At 39.5% G+C, this 25,281-nt stretch carries 23 protein-coding genes; 7 read left to right on the top strand and 16 right to left on the bottom strand.

Annotated features, from left to right (window positions below):
- Positions 1 to 45: 45 nt before the first annotated feature.
- From AC6CH1_RS04790 to AC6CH1_RS04745, 10 genes are all read right to left on the bottom strand, one after another.
- Positions 46 to 1,221 carry an acyl-CoA dehydrogenase family protein gene (locus AC6CH1_RS04790; RefSeq protein ID WP_498316447.1) on the bottom strand — a complete coding sequence of 392 codons (1,176 nt, stop codon included), beginning with the start codon at positions 1,219 to 1,221 and terminating at the stop codon, positions 46 to 48.
- 34 nt (positions 1,222 to 1,255) lie between these two features.
- A complete protein-coding gene (locus AC6CH1_RS04785) occupies positions 1,256 to 2,167 on the bottom strand; it encodes an SDR family NAD(P)-dependent oxidoreductase (protein ID WP_498316446.1) in 912 nt (303 codons plus the stop codon).
- 35 nt (positions 2,168 to 2,202) lie between these two features.
- Complete coding sequence (locus AC6CH1_RS04780; protein ID WP_498316445.1) at positions 2,203 to 3,489, bottom strand: acetyl-CoA hydrolase/transferase family protein; 1,287 nt, start codon at positions 3,487 to 3,489, stop codon at positions 2,203 to 2,205.
- A 21-nt stretch (positions 3,490 to 3,510) separates the two neighbouring features.
- Positions 3,511 to 4,704: a thiolase family protein gene (locus tag AC6CH1_RS04775; protein WP_498316444.1), complete on the bottom strand. Its 1,194-nt coding sequence runs from the start codon at positions 4,702 to 4,704 to the stop codon at positions 3,511 to 3,513.
- 68 nt (positions 4,705 to 4,772) lie between these two features.
- Entirely contained in the window at positions 4,773 to 5,948 is a 1,176-nt protein-coding gene (locus AC6CH1_RS04770) for an acyl-CoA dehydrogenase family protein (protein ID WP_427710544.1), read from the bottom strand.
- 97 nt (positions 5,949 to 6,045) lie between these two features.
- Complete coding sequence (locus AC6CH1_RS04765; RefSeq protein WP_498316443.1) at positions 6,046 to 7,164, bottom strand: thiolase family protein; 1,119 nt, start codon at positions 7,162 to 7,164, stop codon at positions 6,046 to 6,048.
- A 533-nt stretch (positions 7,165 to 7,697) separates the two neighbouring features.
- Positions 7,698 to 9,599 carry a lipoteichoic acid synthase gene (ltaS, locus tag AC6CH1_RS04760; protein WP_251688736.1) on the bottom strand — a complete coding sequence of 634 codons (1,902 nt, stop codon included), beginning with the start codon at positions 9,597 to 9,599 and terminating at the stop codon, positions 7,698 to 7,700.
- A gap of 230 nt (positions 9,600 to 9,829) precedes the next feature.
- Entirely contained in the window at positions 9,830 to 10,270 is a 441-nt protein-coding gene (locus AC6CH1_RS04755) for an ASCH domain-containing protein (protein ID WP_251688738.1), read from the bottom strand.
- Entirely contained in the window at positions 10,267 to 11,880 is a 1,614-nt protein-coding gene (gene abc-f, locus AC6CH1_RS04750; protein WP_498316442.1) for a ribosomal protection-like ABC-F family protein, read from the bottom strand. Before abc-f ends, AC6CH1_RS04755 begins: the two co-directional genes overlap by 4 nt.
- Positions 11,881 to 11,978: 98 nt before the next feature.
- Positions 11,979 to 12,110 (bottom strand): RAxF-45 family protein, encoded by a 132-nt coding sequence (locus AC6CH1_RS04745; protein WP_427710549.1) that lies wholly within the window; start codon positions 12,108 to 12,110, stop codon positions 11,979 to 11,981.
- A 331-nt stretch (positions 12,111 to 12,441) separates the two neighbouring features.
- Between AC6CH1_RS04745 and AC6CH1_RS04740 the strand changes: the two genes are divergently transcribed.
- Entirely contained in the window at positions 12,442 to 13,263 is an 822-nt protein-coding gene (locus AC6CH1_RS04740) for a squalene/phytoene synthase family protein (RefSeq protein WP_251688742.1), read from the top strand.
- 42 nt (positions 13,264 to 13,305) lie between these two features.
- On the opposite strand, the gene AC6CH1_RS04735 is transcribed toward AC6CH1_RS04740, so the two are convergent.
- Genes AC6CH1_RS04735 through AC6CH1_RS04725 form a run of 3 tightly spaced genes read right to left on the bottom strand, consistent with a single transcriptional unit; the run spans position 13,306 to position 15,458 of the window.
- A complete protein-coding gene (locus AC6CH1_RS04735; RefSeq protein ID WP_251688744.1) occupies positions 13,306 to 13,656 on the bottom strand; it encodes a DUF4181 domain-containing protein in 351 nt (116 codons plus the stop codon).
- Between the two features lie 14 nt (positions 13,657 to 13,670).
- Positions 13,671 to 14,999, bottom strand: coding sequence for a D-serine ammonia-lyase (gene dsdA / locus AC6CH1_RS04730; RefSeq protein ID WP_498316441.1), 1,329 nt, complete (start codon positions 14,997 to 14,999; stop codon positions 13,671 to 13,673).
- Positions 15,000 to 15,458, bottom strand: a complete 459-nt coding sequence (locus tag AC6CH1_RS04725) for a YaiI/YqxD family protein (RefSeq protein WP_353056572.1) — start codon at positions 15,456 to 15,458, stop codon at positions 15,000 to 15,002.
- 171 nt (positions 15,459 to 15,629) lie between these two features.
- On the opposite strand from AC6CH1_RS04725, the gene gdhA reads away from it, so the two are divergent.
- Positions 15,630 to 16,997 carry an NADP-specific glutamate dehydrogenase gene (gdhA, locus tag AC6CH1_RS04720; protein ID WP_251688748.1) on the top strand — a complete coding sequence of 456 codons (1,368 nt, stop codon included), beginning with the start codon at positions 15,630 to 15,632 and terminating at the stop codon, positions 16,995 to 16,997.
- Positions 16,998 to 17,048: 51 nt separating this feature from the next.
- On the opposite strand, the gene AC6CH1_RS04715 is transcribed toward gdhA, so the two are convergent.
- Positions 17,049 to 17,471 carry a universal stress protein gene (locus AC6CH1_RS04715; RefSeq protein WP_251688750.1) on the bottom strand — a complete coding sequence of 141 codons (423 nt, stop codon included), beginning with the start codon at positions 17,469 to 17,471 and terminating at the stop codon, positions 17,049 to 17,051.
- Between the two features lie 175 nt (positions 17,472 to 17,646).
- Between AC6CH1_RS04715 and AC6CH1_RS04710 the strand changes: the two genes are divergently transcribed.
- The 4 genes from AC6CH1_RS04710 (at position 17,647) to AC6CH1_RS04695 (ending at position 21,066) form a co-directional block, all read left to right on the top strand.
- On the top strand, positions 17,647 to 18,333 hold the full coding sequence (locus AC6CH1_RS04710; RefSeq protein ID WP_427710554.1) for a phosphoribosylaminoimidazolesuccinocarboxamide synthase: 687 nt from the start codon (positions 17,647 to 17,649) through the stop codon (positions 18,331 to 18,333).
- A 165-nt stretch (positions 18,334 to 18,498) separates the two neighbouring features.
- A complete protein-coding gene (gene nhaC / locus AC6CH1_RS04705; RefSeq protein ID WP_251688754.1) occupies positions 18,499 to 19,881 on the top strand; it encodes a Na+/H+ antiporter NhaC in 1,383 nt (460 codons plus the stop codon).
- 160 nt (positions 19,882 to 20,041) lie between these two features.
- Positions 20,042 to 20,356 (top strand): PadR family transcriptional regulator, encoded by a 315-nt coding sequence (locus AC6CH1_RS04700; protein ID WP_014824262.1) that lies wholly within the window; start codon positions 20,042 to 20,044, stop codon positions 20,354 to 20,356.
- Positions 20,353 to 21,066, top strand: a complete 714-nt coding sequence (locus AC6CH1_RS04695) for a DUF2812 domain-containing protein (RefSeq protein WP_251688755.1) — start codon at positions 20,353 to 20,355, stop codon at positions 21,064 to 21,066. Before AC6CH1_RS04700 ends, AC6CH1_RS04695 begins: the two co-directional genes overlap by 4 nt.
- 53 nt (positions 21,067 to 21,119) lie before the next feature.
- Here the strand turns inward: AC6CH1_RS04695 and AC6CH1_RS04690 are convergent, their stop codons facing one another.
- Both AC6CH1_RS04690 and AC6CH1_RS04685 read right to left on the bottom strand, forming a co-directional pair.
- Positions 21,120 to 22,259 (bottom strand): cation:proton antiporter, encoded by a 1,140-nt coding sequence (locus AC6CH1_RS04690; protein WP_498316440.1) that lies wholly within the window; start codon positions 22,257 to 22,259, stop codon positions 21,120 to 21,122.
- A gap of 171 nt (positions 22,260 to 22,430) precedes the next feature.
- Positions 22,431 to 23,288 (bottom strand): patatin-like phospholipase family protein, encoded by an 858-nt coding sequence (locus AC6CH1_RS04685; protein ID WP_498316439.1) that lies wholly within the window; start codon positions 23,286 to 23,288, stop codon positions 22,431 to 22,433.
- A 158-nt stretch (positions 23,289 to 23,446) separates the two neighbouring features.
- On the opposite strand from AC6CH1_RS04685, the gene pepF reads away from it, so the two are divergent.
- Complete coding sequence (gene pepF, locus AC6CH1_RS04680; RefSeq protein ID WP_498316438.1) at positions 23,447 to 25,252, top strand: oligoendopeptidase F; 1,806 nt, start codon at positions 23,447 to 23,449, stop codon at positions 25,250 to 25,252.
- The last annotated feature ends 29 nt before the right edge of the window (positions 25,253 to 25,281 follow it).

The raw sequence follows: 25,281 nt of genomic DNA, 5'->3' as shown, positions 1-25,281 counted from the left end.
TCCTCCAATTTCATTTATCATTATTTTCAGATAATTTAAATCATATTATTTCATTGTTGCCGGCGGTGCTTTCTTCAAATAGTCTTTATGAATTTGAGCAGCAATAATATTTTTTTGGTTTTCGGACGTACCTTCATATATTTTTGTAATACGGGCATCACGGTAATATCTTTCAACTGGAAAATCTTTCATGTAACCAAGGCCACCGTGGATTTGAACAGCTTTATCCGCTATGCGATTATAAATTTCCGAACCTAAAAGCTTTGCCATCGCGGCTTCTTTCATGACATTCACCCCTTGGTCCACCATCCATGCTACCCGGTACGTAAAGGCTCTCAACGTTTCAATATCCAATGCCATTTCTGCCAAGTAATGTTGGATAATTTGCTGGTCAAAAATTGGTTTACCGAACTGTTCACGCTCATGCGCATATTTGACGGATAGCTCAAAAAGTTTTTGCGAAGACCCTAAATTTCTCGCTGCGAGTCCCGCACGGCCATTTGCCAAAATAGTTAAAGCATTGACATAACCTAAGCCTTCTTCACCAAGCACATTTTCAGCCGGAACTTCACAATCCTCGAAGAAGATTTCAGATGAATGGGATCCGCGAAGCCCCATTTTTTCTTCTGTTTTTCCGATGATTAAACCGGGAGCGCTTTTATCTACGAGAAATGAGGTTATCCCCTTTGCACCTTTAGTTGGATCGGTTGCAGCCATCACTGTAAAGACTCCTGCAATCGGTGCATTCGTAATATATTGCTTTGCGCCATTCAGAATATATTTGTCCCCTTTACGAACGGCAGTTGTTTTTAAAGCCACTGCATGGGAACCTGCAGTCGTTTCGGTTAAAGCAAACGCACCAATAATGTCACCGGAAGCCATGCGCGGTAAATATTTTCGCTTCTGATCTTCCGTCCCCAATTCCACAATTCCGACAGACCCGATTCCTGTGTGAGCACCAATTACCGTCATATATCCGTTCGATGTACGGCCGATTTCTTCAAAGAGACTACATTTCCCGACCATATCAATGCCTATACCGCCATATTCTGCAGGGATGCTTAGACCGAATAAGCCCATTTCTTTTGACATTCTCATAATATGGTCTGGTATACGGTCTTCACGGTCAATCTGGTCTGCAAGTGGGTCCACTACATTGTCTATAAAATCCCGAATCGATTTTTTCATATCTATTAAATCGGGTGGCAGCTGAAAGTCCATTTTTTCTCTCCCTTCCATTTAGCAGTCCAAACAATTACACTAACGGAGCATACGGGAAGACTTGTGCACTACCTTCAAGCGGTGTAAAACTTGATTGAAGCGACCCTTTAATTGCACTTAAGCTGTCAACAGACCAGCCTTTCGCATTGAAGACCGAACGAATCGGGCGCGGCTGAGAAAACACCATAATTTCCTTTCCTCGCACACCAAATATTTGACCGGAAATGTCGGCAGCTTCATCCGATGCCAAAAAGGCAACTAATGGCGCAATATGTGCTGGTGAAAGCTGTTTCAGTCTGTCCACACGCTCTTTTTCATCCTCTGTTTCTGCAGGGATTGTCCCGATTAATCGGCTCCAAGCAAACGGGGCAATCGCATTCGATGTGACATTATACCGTGCCATATCCAACGCCGTACTTTTACTTAACCCGACAATTCCTAATTTGGCAGCTGAATAATTGGCCTGCCCAACATTACCGATTAACCCTGAAGTGGAAGTGAAATGAATAAAGCGCCCACTTTTTTGCTCCTTAAAAATCGTTGATGCTGCTCGCGTCATATTGAATGAACCCTTTAAATGAACCGCAATAACCGCATCCCATTCTTCCTCGCTCATTTTAAATAACATGCGGTCCCGTAAAATACCTGCATTATTTACGACAATATCTAAGCGCCCGAATCTTGAAAGTGCTGTATCTATAATATTGGAAGCAGATTCATAGTCCGCAACGGAATCATAGTTGGCTACAGCTTCTCCGCCAAGTTCCTGTATTTCCCGCACTACCTCATCTGCAATTTTTGTATCATTCCCTTGCCCGTCAGATCCTCCGCCTAAATCATTGACAACTACTTTTGCCCCTTCTTTTGCTAAAAGTAACGCAATATCTCGTCCAATGCCTCGGCCGGAACCAGTAACGATTGCAACTTTATCTTTTAAATATGTCATAGTTAACACCCTTTCTTATTTGGCTAATTTTCTATTTATACTAATTGTTTGTATTGTTCAGTTAGAGCAGCCCGGAACTTCGGATGCGCAATGGCAATCAAGCTTTCTGCCCGTTCGCTTAAAGATTTTCCAAACAGTTTTGCAATACCATACTCTGTGACAACGAAGTCGACTTCAGACTTCAGCGACGTCACGTATTTTGTATGAACCTTAATCCGGGATTCCGTTCCATTTTTTGCCGTAGAAGGAAGGGCAATAATTGCTCTTCCACCAGGAGAAAGTTTTGATCCGTGAATGAAATCCATCTGACCGCCAACTCCCGCAACAACATAGGAATCCTCAACTTGCTCGGCATTGATTTGCCCGGACAGACTTACTTCCAACGCCGAGTTAATTGAATAGAAGTGGCTTATTTTCGCTATAACTGCCGCATTATGTGTGTAGCTGACCGGATACAGTTCAACACTTTTATTGTGATGACAGAACTCATATAACTCGTTTGTTCCGGTAAGTGTTGTACATACGGTTTTATGACGATTGATTTCTTTTCGTTCGTTCGTAATGACTCCCAGATTGATGAGCTGCATAATGTCATCAGAAATCGAACCCGAATGCACACCTAAGCCCACTTTTGACCGAAGTGATCGGACAATACTGCCTGCGAGTTTGCCGACCCCTACTTGTATCGTCGCATAATCAGGAATCAGCGCTGCTACGTAATTGCCGATAGTATTGTCTTCTTTGGCAGGTTGACTGTTAGGAATCGTAAGTAACGGTCTGTCGGATGAAACAAAACGGTCAATCTGGGATACATGAACCAGTGTTTCACCGGATGTGTAAGGAAGATTGCTGTTTACTTCCGCGATCACAACCGTCGCTTCCTTAATCAATGTCTGTACAACATCTACCGAAAGACCGAGATTGCAAAAACCATCTGCATTTGGCTTTGAAACCTGTATAAGTACAACATCAATTTTCTCTTCTTTGATCCACCTAGGGATGTCCGAGAAATTCAAAGGAACGTAATCACAATGGTTATTTTTGTATGCTTTTTTCAATAAGGATGAATTTAAAAATGTTCGGATTGTAAAGTGTGGTTGACATGATATATCCGCATATTTACACGGACTACCTAAAACGATGGTATATAATAAAATCTCTTGTAACCGTGCCTTTTGACGAATTAATTCGTCTACAAGTACTTGAGGTTCATTACACATCGGTGCCAAAAATATTGTTTGAGAGGATTCAATAAGCTGGATTGCTTTTTCAGCAGTGGTACATTTTTTTGTATAGTGGTATTTCCAATCGGTATTGTTCATTTGATCAGCTCCAGTACATATTTACAACTGCATATTTTCAACAATTGTTGTAATACCAAGTCCGCCGCCGATACAGAATGTAACTAAACCGTATTTTTCTCCGCGCCTTTCCATTTCATGAAGCAGCTTTGTCATTAATACACCGCCTGTGCCTCCAATTGGATGACCTAGGGCGATTGCGCCACCATTTACATTGACTCGGTCTATGTCCATGCCAAGTTCTTTAATGACGGCTAAAGATTGAGCTGCAAATGCTTCATTTAATTCAATTAACCCGATCTGATCGAGTGTTAAATTCGCCATTTTCAATGCTTTTCTAGTTGCCGGCGCAGGGCCAATTCCCATAATATCAGGCGAAACCCCTGCTACAGCCTGCGCAATGATTTTTGCTTTAGGCTTTTTATCATACTGTGCAGCCGCTTCTTCCGACATCAGCATAATTACACCCGCCCCATCATTACGACCACTAGTATTTCCGGCAGTTACTGTGCCATTTTCTTTAAAAACAGGTTTTAACTGTGATAATTTCTCAAATGTTGTTTCCCTTGGATGCTCGTCTACTTTAAATTCGACGATTCCCTTTTTCGTCTTCACCTCAAATGGGACAATTTGATCCGTGAACAATCCCGACTCGATCGCTCTTTTCGCATTTTCCTGGCTTCTTAAGGCGAACTCGTCTTGTTCACTTCGGGAAATCGAGTATTTTACAGCCAAGTTCTCAGCAGTCAATCCCATCGTTAATGCGCCATATGTTTCAATCGGCTGGGCACGGGGCTGACTTTCCGTGTTTGAATCGAGAATTTCACCGTTTCCTGCACCATAACCGTATCGGACATTTCGTAAATAGTACGGCGCAGTGCTCATACTTTCAGCTCCGCCCGCAATAATAATATCGGACAGTCCACACATGATTTGCTGAGCACCGCTATTCATCGCCTGCAGTCCCGATCCGCACTGCCGGTGAACAGTATAACCGGTAATTTCAATCGGAAAACCTGCACGTAAAAGGGCTAAACGGGCCAGATTCGGCGAGTCTGTACTTTGCTTCGCTTGCCCAATAATGACTTCATCGACTTTACTCTTGTCGATACCGGTACGGACAGTAATTTCATCCAACACTTTTGCCGCAAGATAATCTACTTCCACATCTTTTAATGTCTCGCCCATGCGACCGACTGCTGTACGTACAGAGTCTATTATTACGGCATTTTTCATTTCATCTCACCTCATAAATTCATAGTACGAATCATGTGCTTTAACTAGATGAAGTAATTTCGGATTCATTACAGTCCTAAATTTTTGGCAATGATGACTTTCATAATTTCGTTGGAACCGGCGAAAATTGGTGTAACTGCAATATCGCGGAACCGTCTTGCAATTTTGTATTCTTCCATATAGCCGTATCCGCCATGTAATTGCATACATTCTACCGAAATTTTCCGAGCCATATCCGTTATCCACCATTTTGCCATTGATACTTCCGTCACAATATCCTGTCCTTCTAAATGACGAATGATCAAATCATCTACAAATGTTTGGCCGATTTTTACTTGTGTCGCAATTTCAGCCAGAGTAAACTGTGTATTTTGGAATTTACCAATCGGTTTCCCAAACGCTTCCCGCTCTTTAACATATTGCAGTGTTAAGTCGAGCATATCTTTTGCAGCGGTAATTGCCCCTACTGCTGTCAATAGGCGTTCTTGCTGCAACTTTTGCATTAAATACAAGAAACCTTTTCCTTCTTCACCAAGAAGGTTTTCTGCAGGTACTCGTACATTTTCAAAAATAAGTTCTGCTGTATCCTGGCTATGCATGCCAACCTTGTCTAATTTTCTGCCGCGTGAGAATCCTTCCATTCCTCTTTCAACAATTAGTAAGCTTACCCCATTATGGGCTGGTACCGCTTTTGGATCTGTTTTACAGGCGATGATGATGACATCGGAAAGAATTCCGTTCGTAATAAAGGTTTTTTGACCGTTCACAATATAGTCGGAACCATCTTTAATTGCTGTTGTCGTCATTTTCTGTAAATCCGAACCTGCACCTGGCTCTGTCATTGCAATGGCTGAAATCCATTCACCGCTTACAAACTTCGGAAGATACTTCATCTTCTGCTCTTCTGTTCCAAAAGAAGTGATATACGGCGTTACGACATTACTATGCAGTCCAATTCCACTTAGACCACCACCGACTTTTGACAATTCCTCAGATAAAACAATATCAAAAATAAAGTCCAAGCCCATTCCGCCGTACTTTTCCTCTACGCTAGGACATAAAAATCCCTGACTGCCTAATTTTGTCCATAGGTCACGCGGAACGATGCGATCATGCTCCCATTGTGTAAAATAAGGATCAATCTCTTTTTCTACAAATTTTCTAAGAGACTCCCGGAACATAATATGATCATTATTAAAAAACGTACGGGACTCTTTTCTTGTTTTCGCCAGTGTTTTATTCATTTATTTCACTCTTTCTTCGTCATATTTTTAACACCTTATCTATTGAAAGCGATTACATATCTTTTCGTGAATTTATAAAATATGAATAGAGTTTTATTTAAAGTCTCTCAATAATTGTTGCATTGGCCATGCCCATTCCTTCACAAATCGCAAGCAAGCCATAGCGCTGATTATTACGCTCCATGCGGTAAAGCATCGTCGTTAATAATTTTGTTCCTGTTGCGCCAAGTGGATGACCTAATGCAATCGCACCACCATCCGGATTCAATTTTTCCAGATCCGCACCAAGCTCTTTTGCCCAAACGATCGGTACAGGTGCAAAAGCTTCATTTACTTCGTACGTATCCATATCATCAATCGTTAAGTTTGCCTTTTCAAGGACACGTTTTGTCGCTTCAATTGGACCTGTGAGCATAAGTGTCGGATCAGAACCTACGACAGTACGCGCAATGATTTTCGCCATCGGTTTCACACCAAGTTCCTGCGCTTTTTCACTCGACATAATGAGTACTGCTGATGCACCATCACTCATTTGTGACGAAGTTCCTGCAGAAATAAATCCGTCTTCTTTAAACAGCTTTCTTAAGCCTTGCAGAACTTCGACGGTCGTTCCCGGTCTTGGTCCCTCGTCAGTATCTACATCACCGATTGCTACAATTTCATCATCAAAATAGCCTGCTTCAATTGCTTGAGTGGCACGCTTCTGGCTCAGCACAGAATAGTCATTAATTTCCTGCTCTGTTAACTCCCATTGTTCAGCTATACGCTCTGCGGATAACCCTTGGTGGATCAACTCATATTTTTTGATACGGTCACTTTTGCGCGTGCCCTCCATATTCGATCCCATCGGTACACGGCTCATGCTTTCAATACCACCCGCGATCACAATGTCCATATCACCTGCTATAATCGCTTGCGCCGCAAAATGAACTGCCTGTAAACTCGAGCCGCATTGCCGGTCAATCGTTACACCGGGCACTTCAATCGGAAAGCCTGCCATCAATGCAGCAATTCGTGCGATATTCCCGCCTTGCTCCAGTGTTTGGGTGACACAGCCAAAAATAACATCTTCAACAAGTGCCTTTTCAATTCCCGCTCGCTTTACTACATCCTCCAGTACATCTGCAGCTAAATCATCTGCCCGTACTTCTGCCAAAACACCATTTCTTCTGCCTACCGGTGTTCGTGTTACAGCGACGATTACGGCTTCTCTCATTAACTCATTCCCCCTTAATAAATTGGGTGTTGGCGAATCATTTAGATCGCCTCCTAAAAACTCTAAACCATTTCGCTTTCACAAAAAACAATATATGTTGCTTATACAAAAAGATTACAACCTATTAAGCAATTAATTATCTGTCTCTTAATTTATATAGATAATGCTGCTAAAATATTCTCAACAAATTAGTACTTTTAAATAGTAAAATTCACCTTTATGACGTTAATTGTTATTGTTTTAATAACAAATCATACTTACATTTATACTTTCACTATAAGTTAACACATTACTTCAGAAGGTAATTAACAGGATGAATGCATGGTTTTTATGTAAATCGAACTTCTTACCTGATAGTAATTTATTATGAAACAGATAGAGTTCCTTGACTATTTCACTGCAATCTGAAAAGTATTTTCTTCCTCTGAATCTTTATTAATTATTTTTTAAGCCATAATAAAAAGGCATCACCTATTTGAATTAATCAAATTAGATGATGCCTCAGAAAATATGTTCAATTTTAAACTATCTACTTACTCTTTTATGCTTCCGTCTTTGGAATGGAAGCGCAATAAATCCCCATTTACAACTTTATCGGAATAGTGAAGTTTTTCTTCTACCGTCGCTTTTAATTTATCTGCTGTTTCCAATTTCGATTCATCGAGCTCTTCACCTGTTTTCGGATCGTAGTATTTGCCGTCCAACGAATAGATTGTCGGGCTGACAAAATTACCGTTTCTAAACGGAACGATTTCGCTATGTTCTTCAGAAAGCAGGTCTGTCCCAAAATGGATATTGTTTTTCGTTTCAACACCAAGTAAATGCAACACTGTCGGAAGAAGGTCTATTTGGCCACCATACGTATGGTTAACGCCACCTTCCATTCCCGGTACATGAATAAATAGCGGCACACGCTGTAAATCTGCATTTACAACAGGTGTAACTTCTTCACCAATAATTTGTTCCATCGCTTTATTATGGTTATCGGAAATTCCGTAATGGTCTCCGTACATTACAATCATTGTATTTTCATAAAGCCCGGATTCTTTTAAATACGTAAAGAACTGTTCAATCGCTTCGTCAGCGTATCGAGCTGTCTGGAAATAATTATCGACACTCGCATCGCCTGTTGTCGCCTTACCGATCGTCGCTAAATCCTGATCAATCTTGTAAGGGAAGTGATGGGCAACCGTAATGAATTTTGTATAGAATGGCTGCGGCAATGTTTCAAGCAAGCTTTCCGACTGCTCGAAAAATGGTTTATCCATTAAGCCGTACTCCGCCATATTTTTCGAATCGGCTGTATCATACGAACCTTCGTCAAAAAATTCGTCATAGCCGAACTGGTTGTAAATAATATTTCGGTTCCAGAAGCTACCGTTATTTCCGTGGAACACTGCTGATGTATAGCCATAGTCTTTTAATATCGATGGTGCAGCTTCAAATGTATTCTGACCTTTTGTAATAAAGGCCGAACCTTGTGGCAATCCGAATAATGAATTCTCTAACATAAATTCAGCATCGGAAGTTTTCCCCTGCGCTGTTTGATGATAAAAGTTATCGAAATACATTGTGTTTTCATTTTTAACTAACGAATTTAAATACGGTGTTACTTGTTGGCCTTCAAGCTCATAATCAATTAAAAATGACTGCATGGATTCCAGATGCAAATAAATTACATTCATATCTTTTGCTTTACCAAAGTACTTCTCGTTTGGCTGGGCTGAAAATGAATTTGTAAAGTTAATAATTTCAGCAATATCACTGCTGTCTGCTGAAGCACGTTCTGAAGATGCTTCAAACGTTTTAACAGAATCATAAATTGTATAATTGTACATACCTAAATATTTCACGATATAACTGCGGTCAAAGCCACGGCTCAATAAATCCGGGCGGTCAGCTTCCGCTAATTGCAAGTTAACAATTGATAATACAATTGCTGCTGCTATAACAGCTGCAGGCATTTTGAATCCGACTTTGCCGGATTGGAAATTAATTTTCTTTGAGAAACGAATATATATCAGTACAAAAATATCCACAAAAAATAATAAATCAGTCGGTTTTAATAATGTTAAAACACTGCCGCCTAAATCTCCGAAATTTTGTGTTTGAGAAATCGTTGGAAGCGTAATAAAATCACTGAAGAAACGATAATATACAGAATTCGCAAATAATAGAAATGTCATCAATGTATAAATGATGATCAATGCTGTCAGTCTTCTTTTTCTTTTAAACAGAAAAGCAACTGCTAAAAATAGTACCGCAGAACCTAATGGGTTAATTAATAAAAGAAACTGTTGAAGTGGCCCCTCTACACCCAACTTAAACTGCGTCAATTGTGTAATGTAAGTTTTCGCCCATAGCATTAAAACCGCAAGAACGAAAATCCCTAGAAAATTGTTTATTAAGCTTTTATTTTTTACTAAGTTTTTCACCTTGTAATCACTCTTTCTATTCAAGACGTTTTCCTTTTTTATTTAGAAAAACAAGAATCAATATATCAAAAAAACATTAACCTATGCAACTATTATGTAACGTTTTTCGATAGCAATTGTTGCCAAGAAGTGTTGAAATTGAACGAAAACAGTGAAAAAATGGAGGTTTGCTTAAACAAATTCCTCCATTTTGTATAAGTTTAGCTATTAATATTGCAACTTTCTAATCTTTATTTAGGAAAAACTTTTTTAAAGCGATCACAAACTGTCAGCATTTCTTCGGTAAATTCCAGACCAAGTTTGGAAAGTTCTCTGCTAAAAAACGCGACATGTGCTTCCTTCCACTCCTCATAAGTACCTTCTCCTTCTGCCAATGCAAAATCAACCGGTACTTCATTGAATGGATAAATTTCAATAGAATAAGATTGGATGATCGCAACAGGTTCATCATGACTGTTTAAAACAATCTGGTAGTCCCCCACTTCCGGCAAACTTTCTTCTTCAAGTTCATACAACGGAAAACTTGAGCAAGTTGCTCTTTTAACGCCATCTACTACAAGTTCTGCAAGCCAATCCGCTTTTTCACCAAACTGAAATGCTTCTTTATAACGAATATTTTGCAAACCTTCTGACTCACAAAAACGCTGCCAATATGCTTCGATTTGATTCATTTGCATAACTCCTTTTGTTTCGACTGTGCCCATTCAAATGGCCCTTCATGTACGATAAGCTGCTGATTTTCCAGCCATGCCGTTCTCGTAAATAGTTTTTGCAGAAAATAACGGTCATGGCTAATCGCAAGTATTGTTCCTTCAAAGTTTTCCAATGCTTCTTCAAGCGCTTCCCTTGACTCAATATCAAGATGGTTCGTCGGTTCATCCAAAACGAGAACATTGCATTTTTGAACCATTAATTGAGCTAGTCGAAGCCTCATCTTTTCCCCGCCGCTTAGTTGATCCACCTTTTTAAATACGTCATGACCGTAAAATAAAAATTTGGCGAGCATATGCCGCGCATCGTATTCCGTTAATGACACCTGCTCTCGGAAAGCATCAATAAGACGCTGTTTGCCGTTAAATTGGTCAAACTGCTGTGCAAGGTAACCGATCTTTAAATTGCTGCCCTGTTTTGCATCCCCATCAACAGGCTCAATTTCCCCTAATAGAATTTTTATTAACGTGGATTTTCCTGTTCCGTTATTTCCAACAATCGCCATCCGATCTTGAAAATGGACCGATAACTGAACATCCATAAATAAAAAGTCCTGTTCAAACCCGTGGGAAATGTTTTTTAGCATAAATACTTCTTTTCCAGTCCGGTCTTCTGCCTTCAGCTGTAAATTCATCTGGCGCTCGGTTTTTGGCTTTTTGACAATTTCCATTCGAGCCAGCATCTTCTCCATTACTTTCGCTTTGCGGTATAGATCAGGATTCGGAGGAGAAGCCTCATTCGCCCATTGACGTAATCGGCGAATTGCCTCTTTTATCTTCTGAATCTTTTTTTGCTGTTCTTCATATGCTGCAAACTGCTGCGCTATTTTTGCCTCTTTATTTTTAATGTACTGATCATAGTTACCCTTGCTCATCCAAATCTGTCCGTCTTCAATTTCTGCCACATACTGAACAATTTTATTTAAAAACATCCGGTCATGCGAGATTACAACAACGGTACCTTTAAAGTATTGCAAATAGTCTTCAAGCCATTGTGTTGCAGCAAGATCCAAATGATTTGTCGGTTCATCCAACAGCAAAATATCGGGCTGCTGCAGTAATATTTGAGCGAGCATTACCTTTGTTTTTTCACCGCCGCTGAGCGCATGAAAAGGTTGATCCAATAGTTTTGTAATCGCGAGTCCATTGGCAATCGCTGCAATTTTCGCTTCAGTTTCGTAGCCACCGTTTGCTAAATAGTGCTCTTGCAGCTCTCCATATTGATTTAAAATCTTCTCGGATAAATCAGTTACCATCTTCATTTCCAACTGAGACAGACGATCTTTAATATCATGTAATTCAGCAAATGCTTTTGACAATACATCAAAAACTGATATATCCGTGTATTGAGGTATTTGATGCAAGTAGCCGATTGTTTGACCTTTCGATTTTATGATTCGCCCTTCATCCGGCTGTTCAATACCTGCCAGCACTTTAAATAATGTTGTTTTCCCACTGCCGTTTCGACCGACGATTGCGATACGTTCACCGGCATTCACTTCAAAAGAAAGTTCCTTAAAAATGGTGTTGCCACCGATAATTTTCGTTATGTTTTCTGCTTTCAACTGCATATTTCTACGCCTCCACCGGCGCAGCTAAAATAACAAAAAGACTGCTCATTAACGAGAGCAGCCTTTTCAGTAGTGGTGAAAAGAATGAAGTTAATTAGCTACGCATTATTTTTAAATTGTCTAAAAAAGGACATACCTATCCCGTTAGACCCAAATTTAAAAGTAATGACACGTGCAAAATACATAGCTGTATCCACTTTTACACCTGTCTCGATCGCTAACTTTTTCATTCCGTTCACCTCCGTCCATTAGAATTGTTCTAATATTACCATATTTCAATTAATATGTACATACTGGAAATGTGTATGTTTTCTTATTGGGAGTTGCGGCTCAGGGTTTCTACTTTCATGGCAAGCGGTTCTACTTTAGCATTTAAACTTTCTATTTTTCGCTCCACTCGTTCCACAATTGAGCTCCTATGTTCTAATACGCCGCTCTCTTTCTCCCTACTAATCACTCCCGGCCACAAATCTTCAAAAGCCGGAACTTTTATTTTCCCTTTTCACAGATTTGCGATACGATAGGAAGTGGATGCAATTTAGAATGGAGGAAGTTTTCCTTATGTCGAACAAAGCTTTACAAAAAGATGCGATGCGCGTTTTAAAAGAGACGAGCCGTACATTTTATATCCCCATTACTTTTTTAGATAAAGAATTAAAATTAACGGTTGCTGCTGCATATTTAGCAATGCGGGCAATTGATGAAATTGAAGATCACGAAGATGTTTCCAATGAAATGAAAAATGCGACATTATTAAAAGTAGCGGAATTATTGAAAGCTCCTGCCTTTGATAACGATGCTTACCTTGCTGCACTTGCACCTGTAAAGGACAAAATGCCTGAAGTTACACTTCGTCTAGCTGACTGGCTGGAAGTTTGTCCTAAAGGGGCATTCCCGATTGTCACTTCTGCGACGAGTGAAATGGCGGAGGGAATGGCTAAATGGGCACTCGCAAATTGGCAGGTGCATACGAAGGAAGACTTGGACGACTATACATACTATGTGGCTGGTTTGGTCGGTGTCATGCTTTCGGAGCTTTGGGAATGGAGCGCCGGTACGAAAACAGACCGTGAGCTGGCAATTGGCTATGGTCGCGGCTTACAGGCAGTAAACATTTTACGAAATGAGCAGGAAGATTTGGATGAGCGCGGTGTCAGCTTCGTTCCGGATGGCTGGACACGGGCTGAACTATTTGCTTATGCGGAGGAAAACCTGGCAAAGGCCGACCTTTATATGAAGGATTTAGATAAACGTTCGATTAAATTGTTCTGCAGACTGCCTTTAGCATTGGCACATAAAACGTTACAGGCGATGAGAGAAGGACGAGAAAAAATGTCCCGCTCAGAAGTTGAAGCAACAGTAGAAGAAATTCAGGTAGACTAAAAAGAAGTGTGTTGAGGGATACCCTCCAACACACTTCTTTTCTTACATTATAATGGCAATTGCGATACTGCAAATTGCACAAAGCACTACATAAGTAAATGAAATTATATGACGACGCTTTTCTCTTCTAAACCAAAACTCCAATAATCCACGGACTATAAATAAAATCATAATGAACGCAAACAATACCGAATATAATGTTTTTTGGTCAAATAGATTAATAGTTACATACGATAAAAACATGAAACATAGAAGGATTTCCAAGACGAAATGCCAAATCCCCACATACTGATCCATAAATTTCTCGTTTTTTGGGATGTTATATTTTTTGCGTAAGTTTAAATCGAGTAAACCTGCTCCAAAAAATGCGATGATGACTACTACAATTAACACAAGCGACTTCCCTTCTATATCTCTGATTGTAAATACTGCTGTCGTAATTCTTCAGGCACTAGATCGCCGCCTGTTGACCAAATAATATGTGTGGCGTTTTCCATTTTATCTGTAAGCCCATGCTTTTCAATATACGAAGTCCCCTGCATCATTAATTCAATCGGACCATACACACCTGCATGTGCTGAAGGTTCCATAAAAATGTTTTCCGTCTCAAACATACCTTTTAAACTTCTATATAAAAAGCTGTCATCCACAGTATAACATCCGCTTATTACGGATTCCATCAATGTTCCGACAAATCGTGAAGGACGCCCTACCGCCAATCCGTCAGCTTCTGTCTTGTTGGACAAACCAATATCATTCACACTGATTTTGTCATGCATGCCTGTCATCAAACCTAGGAGCATACAAGGAGATGCAAATGGTTCCGCAAAGAAAATATGAATATGTTCGCCGTAAATTTGTTTTAAAGAGTAGGCAATTCCCCCGGGCGCACCACCAACCCCGCATGGCAGATAAACAAATAGCGGATGATTCGCATCAACTTTAATTTTTGCTTGCTGAAGCTGGTCTTTCAGGCGAGATCCCGCTACCGAATATCCTAAAAACAGATCGATTGAATTTTCATCATCAACGAAATGGCAAGCAGGATCTTGTTCTGCTATTTGGCGGCCGATTTCCACTGCAGAAGTGTAATCGGATTCGTATTCGATTACTGCAACACCTTTTTCACGCAGCAGTTCTTTTTTCCACTCTTTTGCCTCAATCGACATATGCACAGTCACCTGGAAACCCAGCTGTGCGCTAATAATACCGATACTTAGGCCCAAGTTCCCCGTTGACCCGACAGCTATTTTATATTTGCTGAAAAATTTCCGGAATTCTTCACTATGGAATTTTGCGTAATCCTCTTGTTCTGTTATCATTCCTGCATCGATTGCCAGTTTTTCCGCATGACTCAACACTTCGTATATACCGCCACGCGCCTTAATCGAACCGGCGATCGGTAATGCATGATCACATTTAAGCATTAATTTGCCAGGAATATTAAAACCGCGTCGTCCTTCTATGAGTTTTTTCATCGCGGCAATTTCTCTTAATTCCGATTCAATAATGCCGTCTGAAAATTTCGTGATTGGAAATGCAACCTTTATATAAGAAGAAAAACGCTTCAATCTACTTTCTGCGTCTTGAATCATATCTGGTGTCACTTGGTCAGATACTTGGCTTTCTTTAGCTACACTTTCATTTTCCCAAAATACATATTGTTCGGATTGCAGCTTTTCAATTAACGGAAAGCGTTCTTTTAGTTCGTCTAAATTTAAGATTTGCTGATTCATTTATGATTCCTCCTTCTCAAAAATCGCACGTTCACAAATTTGTCGAAATTTCGTTTCAAAAGCCAAATTATTTTCTTCCGTGCGCTTTTTGGGACCTTTCGTACGTCCCCCTGCACGTCTTATTTTCGCACTTTCAAATCGAAAAGCCAACAGTTGATCTATGTTGTCAGACGTCAGTTCTTTTCCGTTATGAGTAATAACAATTCCACCTTTTGCTATACACATTGCAGCAAGACCATAATCACCTGTTATGACAATATCTCCTCGCTTTAAGACACTTAGAAGCTTAAAATCAACTGAATCTGGTCCTTTGTCAACAATAATTGTTTTTGCACCATCCCGTTCCATTCGATGTGATGTATCGCAGAACAAGATCGGTCTTATCTCATATCGAGATGAAATAAACAGCGCTAAATCAACAACCGGGCATGCATCTGCATCAATTAATAGTTGTAAAATAGTTAATCATCCTTTCCAAAAGCAACTTCAAATTATTATATAGATATAATAATTGAAAACGTTTTCTCTTTTTTAACATCGATTTCACACAGTGATGTCACATAAAATATAATTGAATTGTTTGATAATTCATACTAATGTATACTTATTAATCCATTTGGGGGTATTAACATGACGACAATGACAACAACGAGTAACGCACAGCAATATGTTGATGGAGTGTTTGAAAAATTAAAAGCTAAGAACGCACATCAGTTAGAATTCTTACAAGCCGCGGAAGAAATTTTCCTTTCTCTAGTTCCAGTATTCGAACAACATCCCGAATACATTCAGCATAATATTTTAGAACGTATCATTGAGCCGGACAGAATCATCTCTTTCCGTGTCGCTTGGCAAGATGATCAAAACCAAGTACAAGTAAACCGTGGGTACCGCGTTCAATATAACAATGTTATCGGGCCATATAAAGGTGGATTACGCTTCCATCCTACAGTAAATGAATCGATTATGAAATTTTTAGCCTTTGAACAAATTTTTAAAAACGCTTTAACTGGTCAACCGATCGGCGGCGGTAAGGGTGGTTCAGACTTTGATCCAAAAGGGAAATCAAATGCAGAAATTATGCGCTTCTGTCAAGCTTTCATGACAGAATTATACCGCTATGTCGGTCCTGATGTCGATGTTCCGGCCGGAGATATTGGTGTAGGTTCACGTGAAGTCGGCTATTTATGGGGGCAATACAAGCGTATTCGCGGTGCATATGAGGCAGGTGTATTAACTGGGAAAAAACCTGGCTATGGTGGTTCATTGGCGCGTACAGAAGCAACAGGATATGGTTTAGTATACTTTGTTGAAGAAATGCTGCGTGAAGCAAAACTTTCAATTAATGATAAAACGGTTGTCGTTTCAGGTTCTGGTAATGTAGCGATTTATGCAATTGAAAAAGCTCAGCACTTTGGAGCAAAAGTTGTTGCCTGCTCCGACTCGGCAGGCTACATTTACGACCCGGAAGGCATTAACTTAAAAATTGTAAAACAGTTAAAAGAAGTTGAAGGGAAGCGTATTAAAGAATATGTAAATTATCGTCCAAATGCTATTTATACAGAAGGCTGTGACGGCATCTGGACAATTCCATGTGATATCGCTCTTCCATGTGCAACTCAAAATGAAATTAACGGTGAACAGGCCCGTACTTTAATTGCAAATGGCGTGAAAGTCGTTGCAGAAGGTGCAAATATGCCATCGAATTTAGATGCAATCAATGAGTTTTTAGCAAGCGATGTTTTATTCGGCCCTGGTAAAGCAGCAAATGCAGGCGGTGTTGCTGTATCTGCACTTGAAATGGCTCAAAATTCCGGCCGTAACTACTGGTCTTTCCAGGAAGTTGATGAAAAACTTCACGGTATTATGAAATCAATTTTCAAAGAAAGTTCGGATGCGGCGAAAAAATATGGCTATGAAGGCAATTTAGTTGTCGGCTCAAACATTGCCGGCTTCATTAAAGTAGCAAACGGTATGCTTGTAGAAGGCGTATATTAATTAACAAAACCCGCAATCCCCTTTGAACAAGGAGTATTGCGGGTTTATTTTTTAACGTACTACGAGAACATCACAATTGGCGCTGCGTACAACATTTTCCGATACAGACCCTAGTAAGAAACGTTCTGCACGGTTTAAACCGGTCGCTCCGATAATGATTAAATCGGCATCGGTCAGGTTCGTCAATACCGCTTTCGGCGATCCTTCTTCAACGGATACTTGTACATTTTTAACGCCGGCCTGTTCTGCTATAACCTTGTATTCCTTTAACTGATCAAGTGTTTTTTCCTTTAGAGCTTTTGCATACTTTAAATCATATGCTTCCACTGATCCGAATGAATGTGTATCAATTACACTCACTAAATTCAATGTCGCATCCGTCAATCGAGCAACGTTCATACCGCGCTCAAAAGCAATTTTTGCTTTTTCTGAAAAGTCAATTGCTACAACAATATTATTATACGTTTTTAGCATCTAAATCACTCCTTGTCTAAGATTAGTATAACAAATGTTACCATTATACTGGTAACAAAGAGCATACTATATCAAAGGTTAGACGTCTTTCTTTAAAATACGAACATTTTTACACTAATATTATAAAATCATTCGTGTTATAATTAATTTGAAATTACTTTTGGAGGTATCTCTCATGGAATTAATGTATACTGGTAAAACAAAAGATGTATTTAAACTTGAAAACGAATTATATTTGCTGAAATTTAAAGATGACGTAACTGGAGAAAACGGGGTTTTTGATCCAGGCGCAAACACAGTCGGTTTAACAATTGATGGTGCAGGCCTTGCCGGATTGAAACTTACTTCTTTCTTTTATTCTAAATTAAACGAATTAAAGGTACCGACACATTATGTTGAGGCAAATTTTAATGAAGCGACAATGACGGTTAAACCCGCGACTGTTTTCGGTAAAGGTTTGGAAGTTATTTGCCGTTTTAAAGCAGTCGGATCTTTTTTACGCCGCTATGGTGCTTATGCAACAGAAGGTCAGGATTTGGATTCATTTGTAGAAGTGACTATTAAGGACGATGAACGCCTGGATCCTCCTATTTCAGAAGATGCGCTTTCAATGCTTGGTATTTTAACACATGATGAATATGCCATCTTGAAACAGCGCACAATCGAAATTTCAAAGTTTGTTGGCGCAGAGTTAGAGAAAAAAGGGTTAACGCTTTATGATATTAAATTGGAATTTGGCCGCGATGCAAAAACAGGTGAAATTTTACTCATTGATGAAATTTCAGGCGGTAATATGCGGGCATATCAAGGCGATACATATATTGAACCATTACAATTAGAAAAGATTATGCTTGCTGAGTAATTTTATTTTTTTAATGCCATTCATCAAGCACTATAGGGACATCTCGGACTTTCCGGTATGTTCCTTTTATTTTTACCCCCTTCCCTTTTTCTAAATAAAATGCTACACTAACTTTTGTACTTCAACGCGTTGAAGCGCGAAACTATATAGCGAGGTCTAGTCATCATGAATGCAAAACAACATGTAAAACCACATTTTTTTGAAGCACTTATTTTAATTTTATTTATTATTGCACTCATCTCCTATAGCATTATGAAACTCGGCAGTGTCCCGCATGTTCCGATTTTCATAGCCATTATTATACTGATCATGTATGGTGTTCTGCGAAAAGTACCGTACCGCATCATGGAGCAAAGTATGATTGCTTCTGTTTCAACAAGTATCGGCGCAGTTTATATTTTTCTTTTGATCGGTGTTTTAATCAGCAGTTGGTTAATAAGCGGGACAATTCCTACACTATTGTATATAGGTCTTTCAATCATTACTGCGAGCTTTTTTTATGCGGTTGTCTTCCTTATTACAAGCATTATCGGCACAGCGATCGGCAGTTCTCTTACTACCGTTGCAACAGTTGGTGTTGCAATGGTAGGGGTTGCGAGTTCTATAGACGCTTCACTTGCTATTACAGCAGGAGCAATTGTTTCGGGAGCCTTTTTTGGGGATAAAATGTCCCCGTTGTCCGATACGACGAACTTGGCGGCGACTGTTGCCGGTATTGACTTGTTTACGCATATTAGAAATATGATGTTCACGACCATTCCGGCATTTATTATTTCACTAATCGTATATGCCTGGATTTCTCCCAAAAGCCAGTATATGGACACAGAGCTTATTACAAGCTTTAAAGAAACACTGTTCGCAACAAATCTAATTCATTGGTATGCAATCATTCCGCTTGTCGTTCTTATTGTGTGTACGATCTTTAAATTACCAAGCCTTGCTACATTAGCGATAAGTGCTATTTCCGGTATCGTGCTATCATATTTCCACAGTTCTATTCCATTGAACGAACTGTTTGCAATTTTATATAACGGCTATTCAATGGAAACAGGAGTCGAAGCAATTGATTCATTACTGACTCGAGGCGGAATGAACAGTATGCTGTTTACGATTATTTTAATTGTATTGTCCCTGTCTATGGGAGGATTGCTCTTTACACTCGGCATTATCCAAACTTTGTTGCAGGCGCTTCAAAACCAGTTGAAATCGGTCGGATCTGTTATTACGGGAACAGCTTTTACCGCAATCGGAATTAACGTTACAATCGGTGAACAGTATTTATCGCTGTTATTAACAGGTGAAGCATTTAAGGAAAAATTTAAAGCCGTTCAGCTTCATCCGAAAAATTTAGCCCGTACAATTGAGGATGCAGGTACTGTTATCAATCCGCTCGTTCCATGGAGCGTGTGCGGTCTGTTCATTGCTTCTACATTGAACATTTCTGTCATCGACTATTTACCGTTCGCATTCTTTTGCCTGTTAAGTCCAGTCATTACGATTTTGTTTGGCTGGTTGAATATTACGATTACGAAAATCACCAATAATTAAAAAATCGCCTGCTCCGTTATAGAACGAGCAGGCTTTTTATTTTCCCGCATTCCCACTCCCCCATCAAATTAATCGATAATTCTGTTTACATATATATCATAAAGTGATATATTGTTTTCAGACATATATATCACTTTATGATATATCGGGAGGTGACATAGTGAAAAACAATGAGCAATTGACCGATTCAATGTTTCATATTATGGCCGCATTAACAACGCCCCAACACGGATACGCGATTATGAATTTAATTGAAGAAACATCTAAAGGGAATATTTCAATCGGTCCAGCTTCAATGTACACGATTATAAAAAAACTTTTACAAAATGATTGGATTTATTTATACGACGATACGGATTCAAGGCGTAAAGTGTATTTACTGACGCAAAAAGGCAAAACCGTTTTAAAAGAGGAGTTAACAATTAGAAAGCTGATGATTCAATTAGCTGAAAGAGGAATGGAGGATGAAGTATGACAAAAACGAAGTATATGATGTCTGGTGGATTAGCATTTTCTGAGCAAAAGGATTTGGAAAAAATGCATAAACTTTCGCTTGAAGGTTGGCATGTCCGAAGTTTTTCATTTTTAGGCTACACACTTGAAAAAGGTGAATATGCTGATTATGTATACAGTATCGATTATCGGACACTGGAAAATACGGATGAAGAATACTTTGAACTTTTCAAAGATGCAGGCTGGTCACTTGTGGATTCTGCAGGTGATATCCATTTATTTCGTGCTTCTCCCAACACGAAGCCGATTTACACGGACCGTGATACAACGATTGAGAAGTATAAAAACCAAGTAAAACCGCTGAATCTTGCTATGGTGACACTTGTTCCAGGTACAATTATATCTTGGCTGATTTCACTACAAACAACTGACAGCATACACACACTTTTCTTTGGTTTAGCCCTTTTACTGACAATACTTACGATTCCTTTACTGTGGACTGGACTGACTTCTTACGGTAACCAATGGAAGGCAGAAAATAAAAAGGGGCTTGTTCTACTTACAAAGCTGCTTCCCGCTGTTGCAGTAGTTATGGCGGTTTATGCAATAGTTGAATCCGACTTAAAAGCAGTACAAATCGTAGCCGCTGCTGTCATTGGTGCAACCGTCTTTGTAACGTTCATTACATTGTTTATGTCTCTTTATTACCGGTTTAAAGTAAAAAAGGCGTAAAAAAAGATAGGCTCATGAAAATGTGCCTATCTTTTCTATCTAAACCCTTAAATTTATACGACTATTCTCTTCCCAAAAATTGCTTTTAACAAAGGCGGTGTCACGATTGTTGTTACGATAATTACGATAATAATCGATGTATAGTAATTAGCCGGCAGCAAGCCACCTTCAAGTCCCATTGCAGCTAATATTAGTGCAACCTCGCCTCGGGAAACCATCCCAGCACCGACCCCCATCGATGATTTCGTATTGAATCCGGCTAATTTCGCACCTAATCCTGAACCAACAAATTTGGATACAACTGCAATTATTGAAAATACGATAATAAACCCGATTTGTTCTCCAATTCCATCGAATGAAACCGCTAATCCGATACTAACAAAGAAGAACGGAACAAAAATCCCGTAGGCAATCGGCTCAACCTTATGTTCGATTTCATCTTTATATTCTGTTTGTGCAACCGCAATCCCTGCAAAGAAAGCACCGATAATACCAGCGATACCAAGGAATTCCGCAAAATATGACAAACCAAAACAAATAATCAGGCCGGCACTCAATATTGATTCAGTAACTCTAAATTTCTTGAAGATTCTTATAAAGTGTGGGATAAACCATTTTGCCAGTACAATCAAGATGGCGAAGAATAATACTTTCTTACCGATTAATAAACCGATATTCGTATCTGATCCGGCAAAGAAACTCATAGCAATGGCGATTAAAATTACAACTACAATATCATCCAAAACCGCAGCTCCAAGTAATGTTGACCCTTCTTTACTATTCAGCCAACCAAGCTCCCTTAACGCCTGTACCGAAATACTGACAGATGTTGCAGAAAGTAATAATCCAATAAAAATGGATTCTCCTACAGACAATCCGTAATATTGCGAACCTGCATACCCTAAAATAATCGGCAGGAGAATACCACCTAAAGCAACATAGATTGCCGCTTTTTTGTTTCTATTCATTTCCTGTAGGTCGGTTTCAAGACCAGCTAAAAACATTAACAGTAAAACACCTATTTGACTGAACACGGTTAAAAGTTCAGTATCATGAACCCAGCCAAGGAGTGCTGGACCAAGAATAATACCTACAATTATTTTCCCTAGTACAGATGGTTGCCCGACTCTCGCAGCAAGATGTCCGGCGAGTTTGGTAGCAAATAAAACTAGAACAATTTGTAAAATAAACATAAATTTCTCCTTCCAATGCAAAAAAGACAAGGCGGTGCCATAGTTGACTATGGCTCCACCTTGTCTTGCACTTTTTATTTAATTTAATGTTCTTAGCTTTATTTTAATATAATTCCACTCGCTTTTGCAAGTATATTCTATATTAAACTATTACAGTATTATGCTTTATCTTTAAATAATCCCCAAAAACGCCTTCAACTCAGGCATTTGCTTTTGTGCCTGTTCATAGCCAACCTCATAATTGGCTTTCATTTGATCAACTTTGCTTTCAAAACTTTTTATCGGACGGTCCGGTTTAAAAATAAACGCTTCCTGATCAATCTCTTTTTGAGCAATATATTGCATTGTTTCATTATACATATCCGCACGATGTCTCATCGCAGCCGCGAGTCTTGGGTAACGTTTTTGGAAAAGCTTCGTTGCCCACTGATTCGTTTTAGAGGCACTTTTTATATAGCCGGGTTCCCTCGTCAAAATTAGCAAATGCTTGTTATATCCTTTTTCGATGGCACGTTTAATTGGAATCGAATCGGATAGTCCCCCATCATAATACGGAACATTGTCAATTTTAATCTCAGGGAACAGTATAGGAATGGCACATGTTGCCTGTAAAATATCACATGCTTTTGTCATTGTATGCGCACTTTTATACTCCACTTTTCCGGTATATGCATTCGTCAGCCCGAACTCCACCTCACCCGGATAGTTGTAATAGGCGTCCCAATCAAACAAATCAAGCTGATTCGGCACGATATTATAGGCAAAATCCAATCCGAACAGACTTTTTTCCTTCAGAAAATTACGCATTCCCATATAGCGGGGATCATTGCGGTACGTTGTCAAAACTCGCATAGTCCGTTCAGGCTGATTGGACATATAGGATACCGCATTGATGGCACCTGCCGAAATCGCCGCAATATACGGCATCTTTATATGTTCCTCCATAAGGGCATCCAACACTCCCGCAGTAAAAACCGTTCGAAATGTCCCGCCTTCAAGAATTAGACTACAATCCTTCACTTCTTGCATATTATCACACTCTTTCCCTATTTCCATCGTTTCTCTATTTTACTATATGTCTTCTAAATAATATTAAAAATATTTATCGAACAAATTTTCACTACTTCCTAAATTTTCAGAAATATGGTATTATTTATTTCGAATATCGTAATATTAGGAGGCTACTTATGTCAATGTTGAATCGTAGTGATGTACCGGTTGAAGAAACTTGGAATTTGGAAGATTTATTTGCTACAGAACAAGCCTACACAGCGGCAATCGAAGAATTAAGACAACTTGTAGAGAAAACTGCAGAGGGGCTTGCAGGGACAATTACTGATGTACAAGGCGCGATTAATGCAATTGAAGCAACGGAAAAAATTCAGGAGAAAATGGTTGTAATCGGCACATATGCGAGCCTTTCACATAGCGTTGACCAAACGAGCACTGAAAATCAGATGCGTGCCGCAAGCTTCGGTTCTTTCGCTGCAAAACTTGCAACAAAGTTATCCTTTGTAAAAAGTGATTTACTTGCATTGGACGAAGCTGTTTTAAAAGAAGCACAAACTGCTAAACCGGAATACGCTAATTTTATTGATAAACTGCTCGTACAAAAACCGCACCAGTTACATCCTGAAGCGGAAAAAGCATTGGCTGCATTCGGTGCTACATTCAACGCGCCATATGAGCTGTACAATACGACAAAATTGGTAGATATGCAGTTCCCTAACTTTGAAGTAGATGGTGAATCATTCCCGCTTAGCTATAACTTGTTTGAGGGCGATTGGGAGCTTGAAACGGACACGAATAAACGTCGTGCTGCATTTGAAGCCTTTTCAAAAAAACTGCGCGACTATCAGCATACGACTGCCAAAACATATAATACACACTTGGCAATTGAAAAAACGGAAGCAGACCTTCGCGGCTACGACAATATTTTTGATTCTTTATTAGAGTCACAGCAAGTGGACCGCTCAATGTATAACCGCCAAATCGATTTAATTATGAATGAGCTTGCACCACATATGCGCCGCTATGCAAAACTGTTGCAAAAAACACATCAGTTGGACAAAATGACGTTTGCAGACCTAAAAATTTCGCTGGACCCATCATATGAGCCAACAATTACGGTGGAAGAATCCCGTCAATATATGAAAGACGGTTTATCGATTATGGGCGAGCATTATACGAATATGATCGATCGTTCTTTTGATGAGCGATGGATTGATTTTGCACAAAATGCCGGAAAATCAACTGGCGCATTCTGTTCAAGCCCTTATGGTGTACACCCGTATGTATTGATTTCATGGACGAGCCGAATGAATGAAGTATTCGTTTTAGCCCATGAACTAGGTCATGCAGGTCATTTCTATTTGGCAAATGATGCGCAAAATATTTTCAATGCAAGACCATCACTTTACTTCATAGAAGCACCATCAACAATGAATGAAATGCTAATGGCCAACCACTTATTAAAAAATTCTACGGATGCGCGCTTTAAACGTTGGGTCATCTCAACGATTATTAGCCGTACGTACTACCATAACTTCGTAACTCATTTACTTGAGGCAGCTTACCAGCGTAAAGTGTACGAAATTATCGATGAAGTCGGAAGCGTTAACGCACCGAAACTGAATGAATTAAAACGTGAAGTACTTGAGCAATTCTGGGGAGACGCAGTTGAAGTAACTGAAGGTGCAGAATTGACTTGGATGCGTCAGCCTCATTACTATATGGGCTTATATCCATATACGTATTCTGCAGGTTTAACTATTTCAACACAAGTATCACAACGTATTTTAAACGGTGACGAAGCAGCTGTTGAGCAATGGATCGATGTATTAAAAGCAGGCGGCACAAAAACACCTGTTGAACTTGCACAAATGGCAGGTGTCGACATTACGACTGAACAGCCATTACATGACACAATTGCGTTTATTGGTGATTTAATTACACAATTGGAACAACTGACTGCAGAGCTTCAAACAGTTTAAGTGACACTGCAATCAGTGGAGATTTTGGA

The organism is Solibacillus sp. GQ1 (assembly GCF_059758555.1).
This window is presented reverse-complemented; position numbering and strand designations above follow the sequence as displayed.

Bases quoted from the DNA above. Each gene is read 5' to 3' on its own strand.
- gdhA (WP_251688748.1), top strand. From the start codon at position 15,630: ATGACGACAATGACAACAACGAGTAACGCACAGCAATATGTTGATGGA.
- dsdA (WP_498316441.1), bottom strand. From the start codon at position 14,999: ATGAATCAGCAAATCTTAAATTTAGACGAACTAAAAGAACGCTTTCCG.
- AC6CH1_RS04780 (WP_498316445.1), bottom strand. From the start codon at position 3,489: ATGAACAATACCGATTGGAAATACCACTATACAAAAAAATGTACCACT.
- AC6CH1_RS04685 (WP_498316439.1), bottom strand. From the start codon at position 23,288: ATGCAAGAAGTGAAGGATTGTAGTCTAATTCTTGAAGGCGGGACATTT.
- AC6CH1_RS04745 (WP_427710549.1), bottom strand. From the start codon at position 12,110: ATGAAAAAGTTAGCGATCGAGACAGGTGTAAAAGTGGATACAGCTATG.
- AC6CH1_RS04690 (WP_498316440.1), bottom strand. From the start codon at position 22,259: ATGTTTATTTTACAAATTGTTCTAGTTTTATTTGCTACCAAACTCGCC.
- AC6CH1_RS04740 (WP_251688742.1), top strand. From the start codon at position 12,442: ATGTCGAACAAAGCTTTACAAAAAGATGCGATGCGCGTTTTAAAAGAG.
- AC6CH1_RS04765 (WP_498316443.1), bottom strand. From the start codon at position 7,164: ATGAGAGAAGCCGTAATCGTCGCTGTAACACGAACACCGGTAGGCAGA.
- AC6CH1_RS04695 (WP_251688755.1), top strand. From the start codon at position 20,353: ATGACAAAAACGAAGTATATGATGTCTGGTGGATTAGCATTTTCTGAG.
- AC6CH1_RS04755 (WP_251688738.1), bottom strand. From the start codon at position 10,270: ATGAATCAAATCGAAGCATATTGGCAGCGTTTTTGTGAGTCAGAAGGT.
- AC6CH1_RS04710 (WP_427710554.1), top strand. From the start codon at position 17,647: ATGGAATTAATGTATACTGGTAAAACAAAAGATGTATTTAAACTTGAA.
- AC6CH1_RS04715 (WP_251688750.1), bottom strand. From the start codon at position 17,471: ATGCTAAAAACGTATAATAATATTGTTGTAGCAATTGACTTTTCAGAA.
- abc-f (WP_498316442.1), bottom strand. From the start codon at position 11,880: ATGCAGTTGAAAGCAGAAAACATAACGAAAATTATCGGTGGCAACACC.
- nhaC (WP_251688754.1), top strand. From the start codon at position 18,499: ATGAATGCAAAACAACATGTAAAACCACATTTTTTTGAAGCACTTATT.
- AC6CH1_RS04775 (WP_498316444.1), bottom strand. From the start codon at position 4,704: ATGAAAAATGCCGTAATAATAGACTCTGTACGTACAGCAGTCGGTCGC.
- AC6CH1_RS04785 (WP_498316446.1), bottom strand. From the start codon at position 2,167: ATGACATATTTAAAAGATAAAGTTGCAATCGTTACTGGTTCCGGCCGA.
- AC6CH1_RS04770 (WP_427710544.1), bottom strand. From the start codon at position 5,948: ATGAATAAAACACTGGCGAAAACAAGAAAAGAGTCCCGTACGTTTTTT.
- AC6CH1_RS04790 (WP_498316447.1), bottom strand. From the start codon at position 1,221: ATGGACTTTCAGCTGCCACCCGATTTAATAGATATGAAAAAATCGATT.
- pepF (WP_498316438.1), top strand. From the start codon at position 23,447: ATGTCAATGTTGAATCGTAGTGATGTACCGGTTGAAGAAACTTGGAAT.